The following is a 22,242-nucleotide window of genomic DNA, read 5'->3' on the forward strand; positions in this document are numbered from 1 at the left end:
TCTGCTGGCGATGCTTTTGTGTCGCCATCACCAGCAGAGCTGGCTCCTACAAGACGGGACCGGCTGCATTCGCCCAACCCATCCTCGCCGGGCGAATGAATTCGCCCCTACAGCAGACTGAGCTTTCGCTATGCCCCGACCGGGTTGGTTCTGCTCCTGAATTCGTCCACATGCCTTACAGCAAGCGACGACCCAGGTATGCTGGCGCTTTTCCGCCCACCGACAGGAGTTGGAAATGATCGCCCGCCAGCCGCGCCGGTTATTGCCTTTCGCGTTCGCCCTGCTCGCCGCCTGCGCCCAGCAGCCCACCAGCATTACCCTGCAGCAGAACCAGCAGAGCAAATGCCCATTGCGGATGCACCCGGGCCAGACCCTGGTACTGACTCTGCCGAGCAATCCGACCACCGGGTATCGGTGGGAAGTGAAAGACGCCGCGGCAAGCGTGTTGCGCAGCCTCGGCCCGGAGGTCTACAGCAATCCCGAGGATGCCGGCCTGGTCGGCAGCGCCGGCCTTTCCACCTGGCGCTTCCAGGCGACCCAGCCGGGCGACGGCCATCTGCTGCTGGTCTACAAACGGCCCTGGGAAGTGGGCGTGGCGCCGGCCGAGACCTTCGATTGCAAGGTGGCGGTCAAGTGACACCGCTATTCCATGCCAGCCGTCGGGGTACATAGTCCTGGCGGATGTCCGCATGGCTTGGCTCCGTCTGTCTGCCCGACCGCTCGAACAACTCCTCCGTCACAAAGCGGCGCGAAATGCCGCCAGCACTGGCATGTGTCGCCTTGGGTGAAATGGACCAGGCAGGCACAGTCGCGCAAAGCGTGGAAAAGGAGAGAACCGATGCGCTGGCTGATAATCGCGTTGCTCGCGGTATTGCTGTACCTGTACGGGGTAGCGACGGACGAACTGCCGGTCCGTCTGGCGAGCAAGCCGATACCGGTGATCGCCCTGCTGTTCTGGCTGCGCGGATTTCCAGCCAGTGCCTATCGCAACCGGATCGCCCTGGGCCTGGTCTTTTCCCTCGTCGGCGACGTCCTGCTGGCATGGCCGGCCGATCTGTTCGTCTTCGGTCTGGGTGCCTTTCTACTCGCTCACCTGGCCTATCTATCAGCCTACCTGAGCGACAGCCGCCGCCTCGCGCCGCTGGCACTGGCGTTCGCGGCATCGACGGCTGCCGGCATGTTCGGCGTGCTCACCTCGGCCGGCCTGGGGCCCCTGCTGGTTCCAGTAGCGCTCTACGCGCTGACCATCGGTGCCATGCTCTGGCGCGCCCTGGCCCGTATCGGCACAGCCGGCGTGCCGGTCCACTCCGCCCGGCTCGCGGCAGGCGGCGCCGCACTGTTCGTACTCTCCGACAGCCTCATCGGCATCGACCGCTTCGTCATGCCGTTCGAAGCCGCACCCTACGCCATCATCCTCAGTTATTGGGCCGGCCAATGGGCCATCGCCGCCTCGGCCGCCCGTCCCCGATGAGGTGGTGACAATCCGCCAGCAAGTCCTCGGCAAATGGGCTATAGAGAAGGAGGGCGACACTGACTCCAGGAGTACGCAATGGGCGGCTGTGTTGGTCGAGCAAGTGTGATCCTTGCCGTGATCTTGCTGACAGGATGCAGCAGTCTTCTACCCAGCGAGCGTGCGGAAACCCAATCGCCCTTCGCCGATTATCTGGATGCGGAAGGCCGCTTCGCCCAGGCGATTCCGGGCCGCACCACCCGGCCCGAGCTGTTCTCCCTGGGGTTCGATCCACTGATCCAGGGCAACGGCCGCATGCTGTCGTTCATCGACATCCGATTGATGTTCGTCCAGCCGAACATTCCCCTTGCCTACCTCCCGGACGGCCTGGTGCAGTGCCTTGAAGCCAAGGATCGCTGCATCGGCTATGCCTTCGAATTTTCCAAGAGCGACAGTCAGCGGGTGGGTAACTTCTGGGCGGACATTTTCAACTTCCGCAAGAAACGCGAGATCCAGGGCTGGGCGTTCCGCGCCGTGTTCGTCCTGGTGGACGACCGCCTGGTGCACAAGGTCAGCAGCGGCGAGCCGAACATCCGCCGCTACGAAGTGAAACGCAACCCGCTGGGGCCGGTGCAGGGCGCCGGGGAGTTCTTTTCCGATCAGTTGAAGTGAGCCGGACGGCAATACGCCGGACGGACGCGAAGGAGGGTTTGGTCCGTCGCCACTCTTGGCTAAAATGCCGGCCTTTTACGCCAACGCCCCGGAACCGCCGTGACCCAGGACCCCGATCGTCTTTTCGCGCAGCCCCTCGCCCAAGTGCGGGACTTCGTCTTCAACGAAGATGTGGTGCGCGTGTTCCCCGACATGATCAAGCGCTCGGTGCCGGGCTACCCGACCATCGTCGAGAACATCGGCGTGCTCGCCGGCCGTTTCGCCCAGCCACACAGCGTGCTCTACGACCTGGGCAGTTCGCTCGGCGCCGTTACCCAGGCGCTGCGCCGGCACGTGAAAGCCGAGGGCTGCCGGGTCGTCGCGGTGGACAACTCGACGGCCATGGTGGAGCGCTGCCGGGAGTACCTGCATGCCCAGGACTCGATGTTCCAGGAATTGCTGCCGGTCGACGTGATCGAGGCGGACATTCTCGCCCTCGATTTCCAGCCCACATCGCTGGTGGCGTTGAACTTCACCCTGCAATTCATCGATCCCGAGCGCCGGCTCGAATTGCTCGGCCGCATTCGCCAGGCCCTGCTCCCCGGTGGTGCGCTGATCCTGTCGGAAAAGCTGCGCTTCGCCGACGATGAGGAGCAGGCGCTGCTCACCGACCTGCATATCGACTTCAAGCGGGCCAACGGCTACAGCGAGCTGGAAATCGCCCAGAAGCGCAGCGCGCTGGAAAACGTCATGCGGCCCGACAGCCTCGAAGACCATCGCGACCGCCTGCTGGCGGCCGGTTTCCGCAAGGTGGTGCCCTGGTTCCAGTGTCTCAACTTCGCTTCGCTGATCGCCCTGCCATGATCGATCTCACCCCTCTCGTCCGCCGTCTCGCCGGCACTCCCCTGGCAGCCTGGGCCAATGGCCTGCAGGCGCAACTGGACGCCCGGATGGACATCGGGCACGGCGACCTGGAGCGCTGGCAGGGCGCCCTCGATGCTCTGCCGGATCTGAAACCCACCGATGTCGAACTGCGCGAGCGCTTTCGCCTCGATGCGCCCTGCGCGGATGCCACGCGTGCTCAGCTGAGAAAGGCCCTGCTCGGTCTTTCGCCTTGGCGCAAGGGGCCGTTCGATCTGTTCGGTGTGCACATCGACACCGAATGGCGGTCGGACTGGAAGTGGGCGCGGGTCGCCCCCCATCTAGACCTGCACGGCAAGCGCGTGCTCGATGTGGGCTGCGGCAACGGCTATTACCAGTGGCGCATGCTCGGTGCCGGTGCCGACAGCGTGATCGGGATCGACCCCAACTGGTTGTTCTTCTGCCAGTTCCAGGCCATCCAGCGCTACCTGCCGGACCTGCCGGCGTGGCACCTGCCCTTCGCCCTGGAAGACCTGCCGGAGCGCCTGGAAGGTTTCGATACGGTGTTTTCCATGGGCGTGCTCTACCACCGCCGCTCGCCCATCGAGCATCTGCTTGCACTCAAGGATTGCCTGGTCAGAGGCGGCGAACTGGTGCTCGAAACCCTGGTGATCGCCGGCGACGAGCAGAACGTGCTGGTCCCGGAAGACCGCTATGCCCAGATGCGCAACGTCTGGTTCCTGCCCTCGGTACCAGCGCTGGAGCGCTGGCTGCGTCGAGCTGGCTTTACCGATGTGCGCTGCGTCGATGTGAGCATTACCCGCGTCGAAGAACAGCGCAGCACCGAATGGATGCGCTTCCAGTCGCTACCCGACTTCCTCGACCCGCACGACCACTCCCGCACCATCGAGGGCCTGCCGGCGCCGATGCGCGCCGTGGTGCTGGCGCGCAAGCCGTAAGGATCACGGGGAGACCGGGCGAGCGATTCGTCGCCCAGACAAGATTGGGCGATGCCGCGCAGGGCAAATGAATTCGCCCTGCCTGTACGGCCCCTCGCCACACATTAAAGGGGGGCGGCTTTCAGGGAGCGGCTCTTAACCCCGCGCCGCTGCCGCGACGATCAATTGCTTCATCTCCACCACTGCCTGCTTGAACCCCACGAACAGCGCATGGGCGACGATGGCGTGGCCGATGTTCAGCTCATGGACACCGGCAATGGCCGCCACCGGCTCGACGTTGTGGTAGTGCAGGCCATGGCCGGCATTGACGATCAACCCATGCCCCAGGCCGAATGCCACGCCGTCGCGAATCCGCGCCAGCTCGCGGGCGGCCTCGGCGGGTGTCTGGGCATCGGCATAACGGCCCGTGTGCAGCTCGATGGCCGGTGCGCCGATGCGTCGCGCGGCCTCGATCTGCCGTTCTTCGGCGTCGATGAACAACGACACCTCGCAGCCCAGCTTGCTCAGTCGCTCCACCGCCGCACGGATGCGCTCTTCCTGGCCGGCAACGTCCAGGCCGCCTTCAGTGGTCAGTTCCTGGCGGGTTTCCGGCACCAGGCAGATGTGTTCGGGGCGGATGCTTTCGGCGAAGGCCAGCATCGGCTCGGTAACGCCCATCTCGAAATTCATGCGCGTCTGCAACATGTCCTTCATGACCCGGACGTCGCGCTCCTGGATATGCCGGCGATCCTCGCGCAAATGCAGGGTAATGCCATCGGCACCGGCTTCCTCGGCATCCAGGGCGGCCTTGACCGGGTCCGGGTAGCGCGTGCCGCGCGCCTGGCGCAGGGTGGCGACGTGATCGATGTTGACGCCGAGCAGGATGCGGTTGGCTTCAGTCACGGGGAGGCTCCTTGAGATTCATGAACAACTCGCGGCTGACCAGCGGTCGGCCGCCCAGGTGGGGGGCGAGTGCCTGGCGCATCAGCCGTTTGGCGGCTGCCAGGGCGCCGGGTACCGACCAGTCGGCCTCGGCCATGGCCAGCAGCTCTGCGCCGTGGAACAAGCCGGGCTGCAACTGGCTAACGGGTTCCAGGCCGGCATCCGGCTGCAGGCGATAGAGGCCCTCGGTAACGATAGGTTGGCCGGCGATATCCAGGTCCAGGGCGAAACCATAGCCCAGCTCGTCCAGCAGACGCCATTCGAACGCGCGCAGCAAGGGTTCCAGGGGGCGCCCTTCGGCCAAGGCCAGCAAGGTTGCGGCATAGTGCTCGAAGAACGCGGGATGCGGGACTTCGGCCGGCAACAGGCGGATCAATAGTTCGTTGAGATAAAGACCGCTGAACAACGCATCGCCGTTCAACCAATGGGCGATACCGCTGGCTTCCAGGCGGCTGGCGTTCTTCAGTTCGCCACGTCCGCTGAATTCGACCTCCAGCGGAACGAACGGTCGCGCCAAGCTACCCGCCTTGCCCCGCGCCGAACGCAGGACCGCCCGGAGCCGGCCCTGCGGTGTGAAGAAATCCACCAGCGCACTGCTCTCCCGGTACGGACGGCTGTGCAGGACGAAGGCGGATTGAGACATAGGAGGCGTTCAGCCAGTTTGGTGTCGGCTCGAGGCCGGAGGATCAAACGTCCAGGTAGCCGAGCGACCGCAGGGCGCGTTCGTCGTCCGACCAGCCGCCTTTCACTTTCACCCAAAGATTGAGCATGACCTTGGAATCGAACATGGTTTCCATGTCCTTGCGCGCATCCTGGCCAATCCGTTTGATGCGCTCACCCTTGTCGCCGATGATGATCTTCTTCTGCCCCTCGCGCTCGACGAGGATCAGCGCGTGGATGTGCAGGATGCGTCCTTCCTGCTTGAACTCTTCGATTTCCACGGTGATCTGGTAGGGCAATTCCGCCCCGAGCTGGCGCATGATCTTCTCGCGCACCAACTCAGCCGCGAGGAAACGGCTGGAGCGATCGGTGATCTGGTCTTCCGGGAAGAAGTGATCGCCCTCGGGCAAACGCTCGGCTACCAGGCGCTCCAGGGTGTCGAGGTTAATCCCCTGCTGGGCGGAGATCGGCACGATTTCCGCGTTGGGCAACTGCTGGGCCAGCCATTCCAGATGCGGCAGCAGCTCGGCCTTATCCTCGATGCGGTCGGTCTTGTTCACCGCGAGCAACACCGGGCACTGCACGTACTGCACCCGCTCGAGCACCATCTGGTCCTCGTCGGTCCAGCGGGTACGGTCGACCACGAAGACCACCACGTCGACGTCCTTCAACGCCGCCGAAGCGCTCTTGTTCATGTAGCGGTTCAGCGCTTTCTCGCTGTTCTTGTGCAGGCCGGGGGTATCCACGTAGATCGCCTGGACCGCCCCTTCGGTCTTGATGCCCAGCATGTTGTGCCGGGTGGTCTGCGGCTTGCGCGAGGTGATCGCCAGCTTCTGCCCGAGAATGTGGTTGAGCAAGGTCGACTTGCCCACGTTGGGGCGGCCGACAATGGCTACATAGCCACAGCGGGACATGTCTTCGTCGATCTCACTCATTACCGTTCTCCACGCCCAGGGCGATCAGGGCGGCGGCCGCCGCGACCTGTTCGGCGATACGGCGGCTGGCGCCCTGCCCCTGGGTCTTGTCATTCAAAAGGGTTACCTGGCACTCGACGAAGAACGTCCGGCAGTGCGGTTCTCCCTGGATATCCACCACCTCGTAGCGAGGCAGCTCGCAGGCACGCGACTGCAGGTATTCCTGTAGGCGTGTCTTCGGGTCTTTGTTGGTATCCACCAGCGTCAGGCCGTCCAGCTCGTTGGCGAGCCAGTCCAGCACCCGTTCGCGCGCCGCTTCCATGCCCGCATCCAGATAGATGGCACCGATCAGTGCCTCCAGCGCATCGGCAAGGATGGATTCGCGGCGGAAACCACCGCTCTTCAACTCGCCGGAGCCGAGCCGCAGGTATTCCCCCAGCTCGAACCCACGGGCCAGTTGCGCCAGCGTCTCGCCCTTGACCAAGCGCGCGCGCAGACGCGACAGCTGACCCTCGCGGGCCTGGGGAAAGCGGGCGAACAGGGCCTCGCCGGCAACGAAGTTGAGGATGGCATCACCGAGGAATTCCAGGCGCTCGTTATTGCGCCCGGCGAAGCTGCGATGGGTGAGAGCCAGGACCATCAGGTCCTGGTTCTTGAAACTATGACCGAGCTTGCGCTCGAGGCGGCCTAACGTTGAGCTCACGGCATGCGTAACCGAAATTCTTTGTCGAAGCGCACCACGAGATCGAGGTTCTCGATCAGCGGTTCGCGTTTTTCATATTTCAGATGAGCACGGAATTCGTTGTTTTCCATATTCACCTTCAATACTTTCTTCATGTCCAGGTCCCGGATACCGTTGACCTGCATGCCCTTGCTGACATGCTCGTAGAAGTCGCCCACGGTCTGGATATTCAAGGCCTTGTCGGTTTCGACCGAGGAAATGATCTTTTCCATCGACATATAGTCGAGATAATGCGGAATGATCTTGAACGCAGTACTGGCAAGGAATGCAACAACGGCCAGAACGACCAGCCACCCCAGTATCGACAGACCTTTCTGCGAACGCGCAAATGTCATGATTGACCCCAATGTCAGTGTTATTCGATCACCCGAACGGGCAAGGCAAGACTATATATAGCGGCCGGCGCTGTCTTGAACAGCGCCGCACAATTTGGGAATCAGTGAATCAACCCGACTCGCGAAAAGTTGGGCAGATTACGCAGTTTGGGATCGGGCCAGCTCATCCACACCGCAAAGGCTTTGCCGACGATGTTGCGGTCCGGCACCATCCCACGCAATTCCTTTGGAATCTTGGGATCGTTCCAGTAACGGCTGTCGTTGGAGTTGTCGCGGTTGTCGCCCATCATGAAATAGTGGCCTTCCGGCACCACCCACTCACGACCCGGTTCGATGCGATAGCGGCTCATTTCCTTGCGCACCAAGTGCTCCACCGCTCCGAGTTTCTCTTTGTACAGCACGGCACTGCCGAGCGTGCCCGGCTCTTCGCCGACAAGGCTTTCGGTGATCGGCTGTTCATTGATGAACAGGTGCTTGTCGCTGCTGTAGCGCACCACGTCACCCGGCAGGCCGACGACGCGCTTGATGTAATTGATGTTCGGGTCGCTGGGATAGCGGAACACCATCACATCGCCGCGCTGGGGGTTGTCCACCTCGATCACCTTGGTGTCCAGCACCGGCAGGCGGATGCCGTAGGCAAACTTGTTCACCAGGATGAAATCGCCCACTTCTAGGGTCGGTTTCATCGAGCCGGAGGGAATCTGGAACGGCTCGACCAGGAAGGAGCGCAGCACCAGGACGATGGCCAGCACCGGGAAGAAGGACTTGCCATACTCCACCAGCACCGGTTCCCGGCCGAGCTTTTCCAGCACCTCTTCGTCGGGTTCGCCGACGCGCCCCTGATAAGCGGCAATCGCAGCGCGCCGACGTGGAGCCAGCAGAACCAGATCCAGCAGTGCCAAGGCGCCGCATACCGCTACGGCGATGACCAACAACAGAGGGAAATTGATTGACATAGACCCTAGCTATCCACTTTGAGCACGGCGAGGAAGGCTTCCTGAGGAATCTCCACGCTACCGACCTGCTTCATCCGCTTCTTACCGGCCTTCTGCTTTTCCAGCAGCTTGCGCTTACGGCTGACGTCGCCGCCGTAGCACTTGGCCAATACGTTCTTCCTGAGCGCCTTGACCGTGGTCCGGGCGACGACCTGGCCGCCGATGGCCGCCTGGATCGCCACATCGAACATCTGCCGAGGGATCAGCTCCTTCATCTTCTCGGTCAACGAACGGCCCTTCTGGTGGGACCTGTCACGATGCACGATCAGGGCCAGGGCATCGACCTTGTCGCCGTTGATCAGCACGTCGAGCTTGACCAGGTTGGCCGCCTGGAAGCGATCGAAGCTGTAGTCCAGGGACGCATAGCCCCGGCTCACGGATTTCAGACGATCGAAGAAGTCCAGCACCACCTCGTTCATCGGCAGGTCATAGCTGACCTGGACCTGGCTGCTGAGGAACTGCATGTCGCGCTGCACGCCACGTTTTTCGATGCACAGGGTAATGACGTTGCCCAGATGCTCCTGGGGCACCAGGATATTCGCCCGCACGATCGGCTCACGCATCTCGGCGATGGACGCCAGGTCGGGCAGCTTCGAGGGGTTGTCGACGTAGACGGTATCGCCGTTCTTCAGCACGACCTCATAGACCACGGTCGGCGCGGTGGTAATCAGGTCCAGGTCGTATTCGCGCTCCAGGCGCTCCTGGATGATCTCCATGTGCAGCATGCCAAGGAAGCCGATGCGGAAGCCGAAGCCCAAGGCATCGGAGCTTTCCGGCTCGTATTGCAGGGCCGCATCGTTCAGCGTCAGCTTTTGCAGGGCCTCGCGGAAATCCTCGAAATCGTCGGAGCTGACCGGGAACAGGCCGGCATATACCTGCGGTTTAATCCTCTGGAAGCCCGGTAGCATGTCCACGTCGGGCGTGGTGGACAGGGTCAGGGTATCGCCCACCGGGGCGCCATGGATATCCTTGATGCCGGCGATGATGAACCCTACTTCACCGGCCTTCAGGTCCGCCGTCTCGGTATGCTTGGGCGTGAAGACGCCGACGCTGTCCACCTGATGCAATTTGCCGGTGGATTTCACCAGAATCTTGTCGCCTTTCTTCACCCGGCCATGTTTGACGCGTACCAGGGAGACCACGCCGAGGTAGTTGTCGAACCAGGAGTCGATGATCAGTGCCTGCAGCGGCGCTTCGATTTCACCTTCCGGCGCTGGAATCACCTGGATCAGGCGCTCCAGCACATCGGTCACGCCCATGCCGCTCTTGGCGCTACAGGGGACCGCGTCGGTCGCATCGATGCCGATGATGTGTTCGATTTCGTCCTTCACCCGCTCCGGCTCGGCCTGGGGCAGGTCCATCTTGTTCAGCACGGGCATGACTTCCAGGCCCTGCTCGATGGCGGTGTAGCAGTTGGCGACCGACTGGGCCTCGACGCCCTGGCCCGCATCCACCACCAGCAGCGCGCCTTCGCAGGCGGCCAGGGAGCGGCTGACTTCATAGGTGAAGTCGACATGGCCGGGCGTATCGATGAAGTTCAACTGGTAGGTCTTACCGTCCTGCGCCTTGTAGTGCAGGGTGACGCTATGGGCCTTGATGGTGATGCCGCGCTCGCGCTCCAGATCCATGGAATCGAGCACCTGGGCCTCCATCTCGCGATCGGCGAGGCCACCACAGATCTGGATGAAACGGTCCGCCAACGTCGACTTGCCGTGGTCGATATGGGCGATGATGGAGAAATTGCGGATATGACTCAGGTCACTCACGTGATCAACACTCAAAAAGGCCGCGGGCAGGCTGCCCACCGAAAATAGCCCGCGAGTGTACCCGATCGAGCGCCAGGGCGTCACGCCCAGGCGCCAGCCGGAGCCCATGAAAAGGGCGGTCACGCACAACCCCAACGAAAAACGCCGCACAGCATGCGTACGGCGTTTTTTGCGGGGCCGAGACTAGCGCCCTTTTCTCCCCTCGCGATTACTCGGACAGCTTGAACGTGATGAAGCTGGCACGCCCCTGCCGCAGCACGCGCATGGACACGGAGCGGTTCTTCGGCAGGTCCTGGGCGACCTTGGTGAACGTCTTGGCCGAATCGATGGCCTGGTTGTTCAGATGGGTGATGACATCCCCCGGACGCAAGCCGATCAAGGCTGCGGGCCCGCTTTCCAGTACTTCGCTGATCACCACACCGCCTTTCAGGTCGAGGGCCTTCTTCTGCTCGTCGGACAGCTCGGCCACCTTGACACCCAGACGGTTGCTGCTGCGCTCGGCACCCGGCACCTTGCCGACGGCGACCTCATCACCCTCTTCCGGCAACGCGCCGATGGTCAGTTGCAGCTTGCGGCGCTCGCCGTCACGCACCACTTCCAGATCGGCCTTGCTGCCCGGCTTGAGGCCACCCACCAGATGCGGCAGATCGGCGGACATGACGATCGGACGACCATTCAGGCTCAGGATGACATCGCCCACCTGGAGCCCGCCCTTGTCGGCCGGACCACCTTCCAGCACCTGAGCAACCAGCGCACCAGCCGGTTTTTCCAGACCGAAGGATTCAGCCAGGTCCTTGCTGACCTCCTGAATCACAACACCCAGCCAGCCACGGCTGACCTTGCCTTCGGACTTCAACTGGTTGGCCACGTCCATGGCGACGTCGATCGGAATGGCGAAAGACAAGCCCATGAAGCCGCCCGAGCGAGTGAAAATCTGCGAGTTGATGCCGACCACTTCACCGTCCAGATTGAACAGCGGACCGCCCGAGTTGCCCGGGTTGATCGCCACGTCGGTCTGGATGAACGGCACATAGCTCTCGTTCGGCAGGCTACGCCCCTTGGCGCTGACGATACCGGCGGTCACGGAGTGATCGAAGCCGAACGGCGAACCGATGGCCAGCACCCACTCACCGACCTTCAAGGCTTCGGAGTTGCCCAACTTGACCGTGGGCAACCCCTTGCCTTCGACTTTCAGCAAGGCCACGTCGGTACGCGGATCGGCACCGACCAGCTTGGCCTCCAGCTCGCTACGGTCGGACAGACGCACGATGATCTCGTCGGCATCGGCCACCACGTGGTTATTGGTCAGCACATAGCCATCGTCGGAAATGATGAAGCCGGAGCCGAGCGACTGCGCTTCACGCTGGCGGCCGCCCGGATTGCGCGGAACCTGCGGAATGCTGCGCTCGAAGAACTCACGGAAGATCGGCGGCAGCCCTTCGAGATCGGGAATCTGCGCACTGGCGGTGCTGGCCGGCAGCTTCTGCCGGGTACTGATGTTCACGACCGCGGGCGACGCTTCCTGGACCAGCTCGGTGAAATCCGGCAGATCGGCACGCGCCACCAGCGCCTGGCTCAGCATCAGTAACGCAGCCAGGACGGACAGACAGGATTTCCAACTAGGCATTGACATCACAACTCCCCTGCTCAAACAAGCTTGAAATCTCACCGCTGACCGGTAGCCCCGGCGAGCATGGCGCGCAGCACGACCGGCTGCAACGCGGGATCGTCCGCCGCCCGCCGGCTATGCCAGCGAACACCGAACCAGGTCAGGGCGAAACCGCCCAGCCCCGAAAAAATGACTAGAGGTTCGCCCAACGCCAGACGCTCGGCAAGTATCGCGGCCAGGAACAGCCCAAGCAGAGGGAGAAGGTAAATCAGAATGGAACCACGCAGCAGCAGCTCTTCACGAATGCCGATGACTACCGGGTCACCCACATCGAGCTGTAAATCGGAAAGGGCCCGGACGTATCCACGCCGGGCCCCCACTCCTAACTTTTCCATGATGCCTTGACCGCACCCGGCACTTGCCGAACAGGCGGTACAGGTACTCTTTCGCAAGGTCTCGACCCAGACGGCGCCGGGCTCTACTGCAATGACCCGCCCCTGCTCTTCGATCATGGTGTCGCCTGTGTCTCGCCGGAGCGCATGGACAAGGCTATTCGCTCAGCCGTACCGAGCGGAATCTCGCCAACCACCGTGACCATGATGTCACCGTCCGCCGTGCTCATGCGCCGTGAAACCGCGACGGTCGGCCCCAACTGGCTCCGTGCATCCTCGACTGCCGCACCATGCAAGGGTTCGAGGAATACCGAGAAGCGCGCCAGGCCATCGCCATACATCAAGTAGGCCACCGACTCCTTGGATACGGGGCTCGGCGTCTCCAGCGCGCTGGTCAGATTGAAACCGGGCGGCAACCACTCGGAGCGCCAGGCATTGGGAATATCCTTCGCGTCGGCGAGCTGTACCGATTTGCACTCAGCGCCGGGTTGCATCAACTCATCTGGCAGCTTCCCGGAGGTATCCAGGCGGGTGAACTGGAAGCGCTCCAGCAGCTGCCCCTTCTCGTTCAGCAACAGGGACTTCAAGGGCAACCCGGTTTCCCGGTCCAGATGCAGCTCGAATCCGTAGCGATGCTGATCACGGGGCAGGATCGCAAGGACGACGGCCGGTCGACCGGCCACACGCGATTCGCCGACGAGGCGCAGGTCATACCAGGCGGAAAGCTGCTTGGGATCGAGCTTGCGCACGGACCAGGCCTGGCCGTCGGCAACTTCGTCGACCAGGGTTCCGCTCACGCATTGAATCTTGCCGTTGACCCGCACCACTTCCTGCGCAGGGCCATCCAGTTGCTGCAAACGCTCGCGAACGTCGCCCTCTTCCGACCGATGCCAGATGCCATGGGTGGAAAAGCTGCCATTACGCTCGTAGACGAATGTGCCTTGAAAACTCTGTTGCTGTTCGGCCTCGGCTAGGCGAAGCAGCCAGTCCTTGGCATCCGCAGCGTGGGCCGGCAAAGCCAGCCAGCCCCCCAGAAAAAGAGAAATAGAAAAGGTGCGCATATTCCTCAGCGATTTTCCAGACTGGCTGCACGAGCATAGGGTAACGCACTTTCGGTTCCACCCATCGCAGCCTGCTGCGCGTGCTGGCGCAGATAGATCGGCAGACGCTGATCATGCCAGCTTGGCGCCGCCTTGGCATCCGATGCGCTACCCGAGGCCTGTTCGATACCTTGGCTGTAACCAGCCAGAACCGCAGGCCCCTGGACTTGCGGAGCCGAGATGACGGGCTGGGCGCCCTGCTGGGCCATCTGCACCCCGCCGGCGGCCTCGTCCTGATTGTAGAAACGTACCCCGGCAAGCACCGCCAGCGTCACCGACGCCGCTACGGCCACCCGAGCCAGACCACGCCAGCGAGGCGCCATCGGCGCAGGAATCTTCTCATCGGCCAAGGCCGCCGAAACCGCCGCAGCGATGTCAAGACGCGGTTCGATCAGTTCCTGATGCATCACCGCGCGGGCGATCTGGTAGCGAGACCAGGTTGCTCTCAGTTCGGGATCGCTACTGGCAGCCAGCACACGGTGCAGTTCCAGTTCATCCGCTTCGTTATCCATCACCGCGGACAGCGATTCCTGCAGGGGTTCACGATTCATGGCAGTTCCTCATTCGGCTATTGCCGCTGTCTCAGGCGTCCCGCAACAAGGGTTGCAGGGCTTTATCGATGACTTCCCGCGCACGGAATATGCGCGAGCGCACAGTGCCAACCGGACATTGCATGACGCTCGCAATGTCTTCGTAGCTCAATCCATCGAATTCGCGCAGCGTCAACGCCGTGCGCAAGTCCTCAGGCAGTTGCTGGATGGTTCGATGCACAGTGACCTCGATCTCATCCCGCAACAACGCCCCTTCCGGTGACTCGATATCCTTGAGAGCATGATCGCCCTCGTAGAACTCGGCATCCTCGGCCTTTACATCGTTATCCGGAGGACGTCGGCCACGTGCCACCAGATGATTCTTCGCCGTATTGATGGCGATGCGGTACAGCCAGGTATAGAAGGCACTGTCACCGCGAAAATTACCCAGGGCTCGGTAGGCCTTGATGAAGGCTTCTTGCGCGACATCCTGAGCTTCATGGGTGTCATGCACGAAACGTACGATCAATCCGAGGATCTTGTGCTGATACTTGAGCACCAGAAGATCGAAAGCTCGCGTGTCCCCGCGCTGAACCCGCTCAACCAACTGCTGATCCTGCTCTTGAGTTAGCATGTGCGCTCCTCGATTCGGGAGTGCTTTACCAACGAGTGGACCAGCCTACCAAGATAGACACGGGCGATGCACAAAAGTTCTCCCCTCCAAGCACGCTTTCCGCAAAAATTCAAATTACATCTTTACGAAATTGCGCAGCCTTTCACTCACCCAGCTGCGCGGATAATCTTTTTGCAGGGCCAGACAAGCATTTCGAGAACTGGCACTACATCTCTGCACTTATTCCCTATCCGTCTTAGGAACCCGAAAGACTAAGAAAGTTCCAGAGCTCCCCGGTCGGACATAAGCGCGCTATTGTGGCGCCGCCCCCACCTATATACTAGGGGCGCTTCATCAGCGGACCCGGACAATGAGCCAACACTTTCAGCACGACGTACTGGTGATCGGCAGCGGCGCTGCCGGCCTGACCCTCGCCCTTACCCTGCCCTCGCACCTGCGCATCGCCGTGCTGAGCAAAGGCGACCTGGCCAATGGCTCCACCTATTGGGCACAAGGCGGGGTGGCCGCCGTACTGGACGACACGGACACCGTCGAATCCCACGTCGAAGACACCCTGGTCGCCGGCGGCGGACTGTGCAAAGAAGAGGCGGTTCGCTTCACGGTAGAACACAGTCGAGAAGCCATCCAATGGCTCATCGAACAGGGCGTTCCCTTTACCCGGGATGAGAAGCACGGCGGCGAAGACAGCGGCTTCGAGTTTCACCTGACCCGCGAAGGCGGGCACAGCCACCGACGTATCATCCATGCCGCCGATGCCACCGGCGCGGCCATTTTCAATACGCTGCTGGCGCAGGCCCGGCAACGCTCGAACATCGAGCTGCTGGAACAGCACGTGGCAGTGGACCTGATCACCGAGCGCAAGCTCGGCCTGCCCGGGCAGCGCTGCCTCGGCGCGTATGTATTGAATCGCGGCACCGGCCAGGTCGATACCTACGCCGCCCGCTTCACCGCTCTCGCCTCCGGGGGCGCAGCCAAGGTCTACCTCTATACCAGCAACCCGGATGGGGCCTGCGGCGACGGTATCGCCATGGCCTGGCGGGCCGGCTGCCGGGTCGGCAACCTGGAGTTCAACCAGTTCCATCCCACCTGCCTGTATCACCCCCAGGCCAAGAGTTTCCTGGTCACCGAGGCACTGCGCGGCGAAGGTGCCTTGCTCAAGCTGCCCAACGGCGAGCGCTTCATGCCGCGCTTCGATCCACGCGCCGAGCTGGCGCCCCGAGACATCGTCGCACGCGCCATCGATCATGAAATGAAGCGCCTCGGTATCGACTGCGTTTATCTCGACATCAGCCACAAACCGGCGGACTTCATCACCGCGCATTTCCCCACCGTCTACGAGCGCTGCCTGGATTTCGGCATCGACATCACCCGCCAGCCGATTCCGGTGGTGCCGGCGGCCCACTACACCTGTGGCGGTGTGCTGGTCGACCAGCATGGACGCACCGACGTGCCCGGCCTCTATGCCATCGGCGAGACCAGCTTCACCGGCCTGCACGGCGCCAACCGCATGGCCAGCAACTCCCTGCTCGAATGCTTCGTGTACGCACGCTCGGCAGCGGCAGACATCGTCGGTCAGTTGGAGCAGGTGGCGATTCCCACTCACCTGCCGAGCTGGGATGCCAGCCAGGTGACCGACTCCGACGAGGACGTGATCATCGCCCACAACTGGGACGAGCTGCGGCGTTTCATGTGGGACTACGTCGGCATCGTCAGGACCAACAAGCGCCTGCAACGCGCGCAGCACCGCGTGCGCCTGCTGCTCAGCGAGATCGACGAGTTCTACAGCAACTACAAGGTGAGCCGGGACCTGATCGAACTACGCAACCTGGCGCTGGTCGCCGAACTGATGATTCGCTCGGCCATGCTCCGTCATGAAAGCCGGGGCCTGCATTACACCCTTGACTACCCGGAACAGTTGCCCGAAGCGCGCGACACTATCCTGGAGCCGCCCACCTACGCCGGCTGAACTTCAGCCGCACCCGTAACCGGCGATGCGCGTCCGCCGCCAGCGCGTCGCCGGGAATGCACAGGCCGCGCACGCGGCGCTCGCCGCTCAGGCGAAAACGCAATATCACCGCCAGAGGTAGCGCCAGGCTGTCCGGCCGAAGCTGGACACGCTGCCAGCCATCCCGAGCATTCCATAGCTGCCAGCCCTCGGCATCGTGCCGCAGCCCGCGAAAAGCGCGCGGATCGCGCAGCAATACATGCCGCGGCAGCACCCAGCCGGCATGCCCCAGGCAGGCCGCCACGCCAAGCAGGGCGGCCCAGAGCGGAATATCGGCAAGCAGGAATGCGCCCAATGCCAGCGTCAGGGCGATCAGATACAGCACCAGCAGGCGCCGCGAGGCCTGCCAGTGGCACTCGAAGAAATCACTTGGGTTGGACACGGTCCAGAATCATGCGGACCATCCGGCGCAGATCGGGGTCTTCCGGCTCGCCGCGCTGCATGAACCAGCCGAACATATCCTGATCCTCGCAGGCGAGCAGCTTGCGGTAGCGCGCCTGGTCCTCGGCATCGAGGTTCGGATAAACCTCCTTGACGAAGGGCACCAGCAATACATCGAGTTCCAGCATGCCGCGGCGGCTGTGCCAGAACAGTCGGTTCAGTTCGATATCGTCGGCCATGGGCGGCTCCTTGAAAGAGGGCGGCATTATACCGGGCCGGACGTTCACGGGCACCCGCTGACAAGTCGGGGCCCGGCGCCCTATGATGGGCCCCCAACTTTATTCCAGCGACTCTCAATGGCCGACTCCGCTTTTTTCTGCCCGTTGACCCACGAGGGCGTACTTGCCGTCCGCGGCCCCGACGCCAGCAAATTCCTCCAGGGTCAGCTGACCTGCAATCTCAACTACCTGAACGACGAACACGCCGGCCTCGGTGCCCGCTGCACGCCCAAGGGACGGATGCAGTCGAGCTTTCGCATCCTTGGCGAAGGCGACGGTTTCCTGCTCGCCATGGCGATGGAGCTGATCGAACCGCAGATGGCGGACCTGAAGAAGTACGCCGCGTTCTCCAAATCCACCCTGAGCGACGAAAGCGCGACCTGGGTCCGCTTCGGCCTTGCCGGTGGCGACGGCGCCCTGGTCAGCCTCGGCCTCGACCTGCCCCATGACAGCGATCGCGTCGTGCGGGCCAACGGCCTGATCGCCATTCGGCTGAGCGACGGCCGCGCCGAACTCTGGGTCCCGGCTGCCCAGGCCGACACCGTCCAGACGCGCCTGAGCGCGCAGTTGCCGAGCGCCGGGCTGGATGGCTGGCTGCTGGCCCAGGTGAGAGCCGGCATCGGTCAGGTGTTCGGACCGACCCGAGAGCTGTTCATCCCGCAAATGATCAATTTGCAGGCGCTGGGTGGCGTGAGCTTCAAGAAAGGCTGCTATACCGGTCAGGAGATCGTCGCCCGCATGCAGTACCTCGGCAAGCTCAAGCGTCGGCTCTACCGCCTGGAGTTGGAAAGCGGGACGCCTCCGGCCGCCGCGACCGAGCTGTTCTCCCCCGTCCACGGCAGTTCGGTGGGCGAGGTGGTGCTGGCCGCCCCGGCGGAAAGCGGTGTCGAGCTACTCGCCGTACTGCAGGAAGACGCGGCGAACGACGGTCGCGTGCATCTGGGCTCGCTGGAAGGCCCGGCCCTGCGCCTGCTGGAGCTTCCCTATGCGCTGGACCCGGACCGCGAGATCCAGCGCTGAAGCCGTTCGACCGGCAGCGACCGGACAACCGCAGACGCGGCCCATCATCGATAACGAGCAGTAGAAGAGAACCGAGATGAATACGCTTGTCGAGAAAGTCCAGAGGGAATTGATCCAGGCCATCGAGAACGATGACCTGGTCCTGCCGACGCTGCCGGAAGTCGCGCTGAAGGTCCGCGAAGCTGCGGAAGACCCGGACATCAGTATTTCCGCCTTGAGCAAGGTCATCGGCAACGACGCTGCGCTCACCGCGCGCATCATCAAGGTGGTGAACAGCCCGCTGCTGCGTACCGCCAAGGAAATCACCGACCTGCAGATGGCGATCAGCCGGCTCGGCATCAACTACACCTGCAACCTCGCCACCGGCCTGGCGATGGAGCAGATGTTCCAGGCCACGTCCGATGTCGTCGATCGCAAGATGCGCGAAGTCTGGAACAAGAGCACCGAGATCGCCGGTATCTGCCATGTGCTCTGCCGCCACTACACCCGCCTGATGCCGGACCAGGCGACCCTTGCCGGCCTGGTTCACCAGATCGGTATCCTGCCGATCCTCACCTACGCCGAGGAGCACAACGAGCTGCTCTCCGACTCGATCAGCCTCAACCACGTAATCGAAAAGATTCACCCAATCATCGGCGACAAGATTCTGCGCGCCTGGGAATTTCCCGAGCCGATCGCCATCGTTCCCAGCCAGTACCTGGATTTCGAACGCGACTCCGCGAAGGTCGACTACGTGGACATCGTCCAGGTCGCGACGCTGCAAAGCTACCTGGGCACCACCCATCCCTACACCCAACTGGATTGGGGCCGGATTCCCGCATTCGGCAAACTCGGTCTGGACCCGAACGTGGACATGCAGGCCGACGAAGACCTGTCCGCGGCGATGGAAGCGGCCATGAGTATGCTGCAGTAAGCAGCCTGGGTGGTTGGCGCGGAAGAACCTCGCCAGCCGCTATAGGTGCCCGCCGGAGGCAACCGAAGACTGCCGTCAGAACGATGGCAGTTATTTTCGAAACGGCACTAGACTCAAGACGTAGCACAGCCTCAGAAACCTGCCCATGCGCCTGCTCGTCCTGCTGTTCAGCCTATTGCTCGGCAGCCTCGCCGCTGCCGAGGAAATCTACCTGACCAACGGTGAGTGGCCGCCGTATACGGGTGAAAAGCTGCCCCATTACGGCGTGGCGTCGCGCATCGTCACCGAAGCGTTCGCGATTGAAGGCGTCAAGGTGCACTGGGAATTCTATCCCTGGGCGCGAGCCATGCGCCTGGCCAAATCCGGCCAGCGCCCCGGCACGGCAGCCTGGCTGAACAGCCCGGAACGCGAGCAGGCGTTCTTCATTAGCGATCCGCTGATCATGAGCGGCTATGTCCTGTTCCATCGCAAGGACGATCCCTTCAACTGGCAGACGATAGACGACCTGCGCGACCTGCGTATCGGTGCGGTCATCGGCTACGACTATGGCGTGCCCTTCGAGCAAGCCGAACGGGATAAGCGCCTGCAGGTAAAACGGGTCAACACCGATGAACAGGCCTTTCGCCTGCTGCTGGCCGGACGCATCGATATCCTGCCGGTGGATCGGCTCGTCGGCCTCGCACTGCTCCAACACTTCGACCGCGCGGACCGGGAGCGGCTTACCTACCATCGGCTCCCCCTGCGCAAAGACAACCTTCACCTGCTCCTGTCGCGCCAGATCGAGGGCAACGAAGAGTTGATGGAGCGCTTCAACCGGGGCCTGGCCGAACTGGAGCGCAGCGGCAAGCTCGAGCGCTACCGCCTCGAAGCCCAGCAACTACCCGGCTCGGCCCCCTGAAACGGCCCGTTCAGAGCGAATCCCCGGGAAACTCCACCCGCACCCGCAAGCCGCCGGACGCCCCCTCATGCAGGCTGATCGCCGCCAGGTGAGCCCGGCAGATTTCCCCGACGATGGCCAGCCCCAGCCCCGCACCACTACCCTGTTGCTTGCGCCGATAGAAGCGGGCAAAGACCTTCTCCCGATCCTCCGGCGGAATACCCGGCCCGTCGTCTTCCACCTCCAGCACACCGGGCGGCAGCACCCGAAGAATCACGTTGCCGCCCTCGGGCGTATGCGCCAGCGCGTTGTCCAGGAGATTGCACAGCAGCTCGTTGAGCAGCGTCGGCTCGCCCTTCAGCCAGACTGGCTGCTCGGCCTCCAGGGCCAGGGCGACACCCCGCTTGTAGGCCAGCGGCGCCATGGCCAGTCCCAACTCGCGGGCCAACTGGCTGAGATCGAGGCGCTCGGCACCGCCCTCGGCGATGGCTCGCGCGCCGCTCTCGATACGGGCCAGAGAGAGCAACTGGTTGGCTAGGTGGGTCAGTTTGTCGGTGTTTTCCGCCGCGCTCTCCAGAGTGCTGTACCAGACCGCCGGCTCCTTTTCGCGCAACCCCAGCTCGATGCGTGCCTTGAGCGCCGCCAAGGGCGTACGCAGCTCATGGGAGGCATCGGCGATGAATTGCGTCTGCCGCTCGAACTGGGCCCGCAGCCGTTCGGTGAAATGGTTCAGGGCCAGGACCAGGGGCTTCAGCTCGCGCTGCACACTGACCAACGGCAAGGGGCGCAGGTCGTCCGGCTGACGTTCTTCCACCGCCTCGCTGAGCCGCCCCAGGGGACGCAACGCGGCGCTCACCGCCAGCCAGACCAGCAGCAGCGCGCCGATCGCCAGCAAGCCGAGCCGCCACAGGGTGTCGGTCAATAACCCTCGGGCCATGCGCTCGCGCGCGCCCTGGGTCTCGGCCACGCGGATTTCCGCCATGCCGTTCAACTCGGGCTCGCTGATCGGTTGCAGCAGGCTGACCACCCGCACGCCCTGGCCCAGGTACTCGCCGTCGTAGAAACGTGCCAGCGCCGGATAGTCATCGGTCCGCCGCACCTTCGGCGAAGGCGCCGGCAGGTCCTCGTAGCCGGCCACCAACTCGCCCTTGAAGCCGTTCACCTGGTAATAGACGCGCCCGCCGCTGTCGTAGGCGAAGGCATCCAGGGCCACATAAGGCACGCTGACACCCAGGCGACCGCCCCGCGTCGTCAGGCGTTCGGCAATGGCTCGTGCCGACGCCAGCAAGGTGCGGTCGTAAGCCGTGTCGGCGGCAGCGCGACCGTTGATATAGGCGCTCCAGCCACTGACCGCGAGCAGTACCGCGAGCAACGCGGCAAGCCGCCGCAACAGCCGTCCGCGCAGGCTGGACGCTTCACTCACCCTGAGCCTCCAGCAGGTAGCCCAGGCCCCGGAAGGTAACGATGCGCACCCGGCTGCCTTCCAGCTTGCGGCGCAACCGGTGGACGTAGATTTCGATGGCGTCCGGGCTGGCTTCTTCGTCCAGACCGAAGACCTGCGAGGCGAGCTGCTCCTTGCTCATCACCCGGCCGGGCCGGGCGATCAGCGCGGCGAGCACTGCCTGCTCGCGCGAGGTCAGCGAAAGAATCTCGTCCTTGAGCAGGAAGCGCCGGGTATCCAGGTCGTACACCAGGTCGCCGCACCGCTGCTGCCGCTCGCCGCCGAGCAGGCTGCGGCGCAGCAGCGCCTTGACCCGCGCCTCCAGTTCGGAGAGTTCGAAAGGCTTGGCCAGGTAATCGTCCGCACCGAGGTTGAGGCCATGCACCCGGTCCTTCACCTCGCCGCGCGCGGTCAGCATCAGCACCGGCAGCGTCTTGCCGCGCTCGCGCAGACGCGCCAGCACCTGGAAACCGTCCAGCCGCGGCAACCCGATATCGAGGATCGCCAAAGCGTAGTCCTCGCTGGCCAGCGCCAGGTCGGCGGCTACCCCGTCATGCAGCACGTCCACTGTCCAGCCGGCGCCCTTGAGGGCCTGGGCCACGCTTTCCGCCAATTGCGGATGGTCTTCGACCAGCAGAATTCGCACCGCTACCTCCCACCACACCCCGGATCGAGGCGCGCAGTGTAGCGCCACCCGGCGCGCTGTGAATTGCCCCAAATGCCACCGCTCCCGGCGGCGGAAAAAACTGTCGCCCCTGAAAGCCTGGTGAAAGCTTGCCCGCCTAGGATCGCCTCAAGGTGGCTCGAT

General features: G+C 63.2%; 25 protein-coding genes. 9 read left to right on the forward strand and 16 right to left on the reverse strand.

What is annotated here, in order from left to right:
• Positions 1 to 235: 235 nt before the first annotated feature.
• The 5 genes from PIN01S_RS14360 to cmoB all read left to right on the forward strand — a co-directional run bounded on the left by PIN01S_RS14360 (position 236) and on the right by cmoB (position 3,921).
• Positions 236 to 637: a protease inhibitor I42 family protein gene (locus PIN01S_RS14360; RefSeq protein ID WP_084336368.1), complete on the forward strand. Its 402-nt coding sequence runs from the start codon at positions 236 to 238 to the stop codon at positions 635 to 637.
• A gap of 201 nt (positions 638 to 838) precedes the next feature.
• A complete protein-coding gene (locus tag PIN01S_RS14365) occupies positions 839 to 1,471 on the forward strand; it encodes a lysoplasmalogenase (protein ID WP_084336369.1) in 633 nt (210 codons plus the stop codon).
• A gap of 78 nt (positions 1,472 to 1,549) precedes the next feature.
• Positions 1,550 to 2,122, forward strand: a complete 573-nt coding sequence (locus PIN01S_RS14370; RefSeq protein WP_084336370.1) for a hypothetical protein — start codon at positions 1,550 to 1,552, stop codon at positions 2,120 to 2,122.
• Between the two features lie 99 nt (positions 2,123 to 2,221).
• Positions 2,222 to 2,965, forward strand: a complete 744-nt coding sequence (cmoA, locus tag PIN01S_RS14375) for a carboxy-S-adenosyl-L-methionine synthase CmoA (protein WP_084336371.1) — start codon at positions 2,222 to 2,224, stop codon at positions 2,963 to 2,965.
• The gene (cmoB, locus tag PIN01S_RS14380) at positions 2,962 to 3,921 is read left to right on the forward strand and encodes a tRNA 5-methoxyuridine(34)/uridine 5-oxyacetic acid(34) synthase CmoB (protein WP_084336372.1); all 960 of its coding nucleotides are present in this window, start codon (positions 2,962 to 2,964) and stop codon (positions 3,919 to 3,921) included. Before cmoA ends, cmoB begins: the two co-directional genes overlap by 4 nt.
• Positions 3,922 to 4,056: 135 nt before the next feature.
• Here the strand turns inward: cmoB and pdxJ are convergent, their stop codons facing one another.
• The 12 genes from pdxJ to rpoE all read right to left on the reverse strand — a co-directional run bounded on the left by pdxJ (position 4,057) and on the right by rpoE (position 14,519).
• A complete protein-coding gene (gene pdxJ / locus PIN01S_RS14385; RefSeq protein WP_084336373.1) occupies positions 4,057 to 4,803 on the reverse strand; it encodes a pyridoxine 5'-phosphate synthase in 747 nt (248 codons plus the stop codon).
• On the reverse strand, positions 4,796 to 5,485 hold the full coding sequence (recO, locus tag PIN01S_RS14390) for a DNA repair protein RecO (protein ID WP_084336374.1): 690 nt from the start codon (positions 5,483 to 5,485) through the stop codon (positions 4,796 to 4,798). Before recO ends, pdxJ begins: the two co-directional genes overlap by 8 nt.
• Positions 5,486 to 5,528: 43 nt before the next feature.
• Positions 5,529 to 6,437: a GTPase Era gene (era, locus tag PIN01S_RS14395; protein ID WP_084336375.1), complete on the reverse strand. Its 909-nt coding sequence runs from the start codon at positions 6,435 to 6,437 to the stop codon at positions 5,529 to 5,531.
• On the reverse strand, positions 6,430 to 7,119 hold the full coding sequence (gene rnc, locus PIN01S_RS14400) for a ribonuclease III (RefSeq protein WP_084336376.1): 690 nt from the start codon (positions 7,117 to 7,119) through the stop codon (positions 6,430 to 6,432). The genes era and rnc overlap by 8 nt, the downstream gene beginning before the upstream one ends.
• Positions 7,116 to 7,493, reverse strand: a complete 378-nt coding sequence (locus PIN01S_RS14405) for a DUF4845 domain-containing protein (RefSeq protein ID WP_084336377.1) — start codon at positions 7,491 to 7,493, stop codon at positions 7,116 to 7,118. The genes rnc and PIN01S_RS14405 overlap by 4 nt, the downstream gene beginning before the upstream one ends.
• 101 nt (positions 7,494 to 7,594) lie before the next feature.
• The gene (gene lepB, locus PIN01S_RS14410) at positions 7,595 to 8,449 is read right to left on the reverse strand and encodes a signal peptidase I (RefSeq protein WP_084336378.1); all 855 of its coding nucleotides are present in this window, start codon (positions 8,447 to 8,449) and stop codon (positions 7,595 to 7,597) included.
• Between the two features lie 5 nt (positions 8,450 to 8,454).
• Positions 8,455 to 10,254, reverse strand: coding sequence for a translation elongation factor 4 (gene lepA, locus PIN01S_RS14415; RefSeq protein ID WP_084336483.1), 1,800 nt, complete (start codon positions 10,252 to 10,254; stop codon positions 8,455 to 8,457).
• A gap of 208 nt (positions 10,255 to 10,462) precedes the next feature.
• A complete protein-coding gene (locus PIN01S_RS14420) occupies positions 10,463 to 11,881 on the reverse strand; it encodes a DegQ family serine endoprotease (protein ID WP_084336379.1) in 1,419 nt (472 codons plus the stop codon).
• Between the two features lie 38 nt (positions 11,882 to 11,919).
• Positions 11,920 to 12,375, reverse strand: coding sequence for a SoxR reducing system RseC family protein (locus tag PIN01S_RS14425; RefSeq protein ID WP_084336380.1), 456 nt, complete (start codon positions 12,373 to 12,375; stop codon positions 11,920 to 11,922).
• Positions 12,372 to 13,316 (reverse strand): MucB/RseB C-terminal domain-containing protein, encoded by a 945-nt coding sequence (locus PIN01S_RS14430; protein ID WP_084336381.1) that lies wholly within the window; start codon positions 13,314 to 13,316, stop codon positions 12,372 to 12,374. Before PIN01S_RS14430 ends, PIN01S_RS14425 begins: the two co-directional genes overlap by 4 nt.
• Before the next feature lie 5 nt (positions 13,317 to 13,321).
• Complete coding sequence (locus tag PIN01S_RS14435) at positions 13,322 to 13,906, reverse strand: sigma-E factor negative regulatory protein (RefSeq protein WP_084336382.1); 585 nt, start codon at positions 13,904 to 13,906, stop codon at positions 13,322 to 13,324.
• A gap of 31 nt (positions 13,907 to 13,937) precedes the next feature.
• Positions 13,938 to 14,519 (reverse strand): RNA polymerase sigma factor RpoE/AlgU, encoded by a 582-nt coding sequence (gene rpoE / locus PIN01S_RS14440; RefSeq protein WP_084336383.1) that lies wholly within the window; start codon positions 14,517 to 14,519, stop codon positions 13,938 to 13,940.
• Between the two features lie 349 nt (positions 14,520 to 14,868).
• Here rpoE and nadB point away from each other — a divergent pair, with 349 nt between their 5' ends.
• Complete coding sequence (gene nadB, locus PIN01S_RS14445) at positions 14,869 to 16,485, forward strand: L-aspartate oxidase (protein WP_084336384.1); 1,617 nt, start codon at positions 14,869 to 14,871, stop codon at positions 16,483 to 16,485.
• Here nadB and PIN01S_RS14450 read toward each other — a convergent pair.
• The gene (locus tag PIN01S_RS14450) at positions 16,454 to 16,906 is read right to left on the reverse strand and encodes a protein YgfX (RefSeq protein ID WP_084336385.1); all 453 of its coding nucleotides are present in this window, start codon (positions 16,904 to 16,906) and stop codon (positions 16,454 to 16,456) included. The two genes, nadB and PIN01S_RS14450, sit on opposite strands and share 32 nt — an antisense overlap.
• Positions 16,890 to 17,144, reverse strand: coding sequence for an FAD assembly factor SdhE (locus PIN01S_RS14455; RefSeq protein WP_084336386.1), 255 nt, complete (start codon positions 17,142 to 17,144; stop codon positions 16,890 to 16,892). The genes PIN01S_RS14450 and PIN01S_RS14455 overlap by 17 nt, the downstream gene beginning before the upstream one ends.
• Before the next feature lie 117 nt (positions 17,145 to 17,261).
• On the opposite strand from PIN01S_RS14455, the gene ygfZ reads away from it, so the two are divergent.
• From ygfZ to PIN01S_RS14470, 3 genes are all read left to right on the forward strand, one after another.
• The gene (gene ygfZ, locus PIN01S_RS14460) at positions 17,262 to 18,203 is read left to right on the forward strand and encodes a CAF17-like 4Fe-4S cluster assembly/insertion protein YgfZ (protein ID WP_084336387.1); all 942 of its coding nucleotides are present in this window, start codon (positions 17,262 to 17,264) and stop codon (positions 18,201 to 18,203) included.
• A 76-nt stretch (positions 18,204 to 18,279) separates the two neighbouring features.
• Positions 18,280 to 19,116, forward strand: coding sequence for an HDOD domain-containing protein (locus tag PIN01S_RS14465; protein WP_084336388.1), 837 nt, complete (start codon positions 18,280 to 18,282; stop codon positions 19,114 to 19,116).
• 145 nt (positions 19,117 to 19,261) lie between these two features.
• Positions 19,262 to 20,014 (forward strand): substrate-binding periplasmic protein, encoded by a 753-nt coding sequence (locus PIN01S_RS14470; protein ID WP_084336389.1) that lies wholly within the window; start codon positions 19,262 to 19,264, stop codon positions 20,012 to 20,014.
• A 10-nt stretch (positions 20,015 to 20,024) separates the two neighbouring features.
• On the opposite strand, the gene tctE is transcribed toward PIN01S_RS14470, so the two are convergent.
• Both tctE and tctD read right to left on the reverse strand, forming a co-directional pair.
• Positions 20,025 to 21,416 (reverse strand): sensor histidine kinase, encoded by a 1,392-nt coding sequence (gene tctE, locus PIN01S_RS14475; RefSeq protein WP_084336390.1) that lies wholly within the window; start codon positions 21,414 to 21,416, stop codon positions 20,025 to 20,027.
• Positions 21,409 to 22,080, reverse strand: a complete 672-nt coding sequence (gene tctD / locus PIN01S_RS14480; RefSeq protein WP_084336391.1) for a response regulator — start codon at positions 22,078 to 22,080, stop codon at positions 21,409 to 21,411. The genes tctE and tctD overlap by 8 nt, the downstream gene beginning before the upstream one ends.
• Positions 22,081 to 22,242 lie beyond the last annotated feature (162 nt).

The organism is Pseudomonas indica NBRC 103045, assembly GCF_002091635.1.
Classification (GTDB): Bacteria; Pseudomonadota; Gammaproteobacteria; order Pseudomonadales; family Pseudomonadaceae; genus Pseudomonas_M; species Pseudomonas_M indica.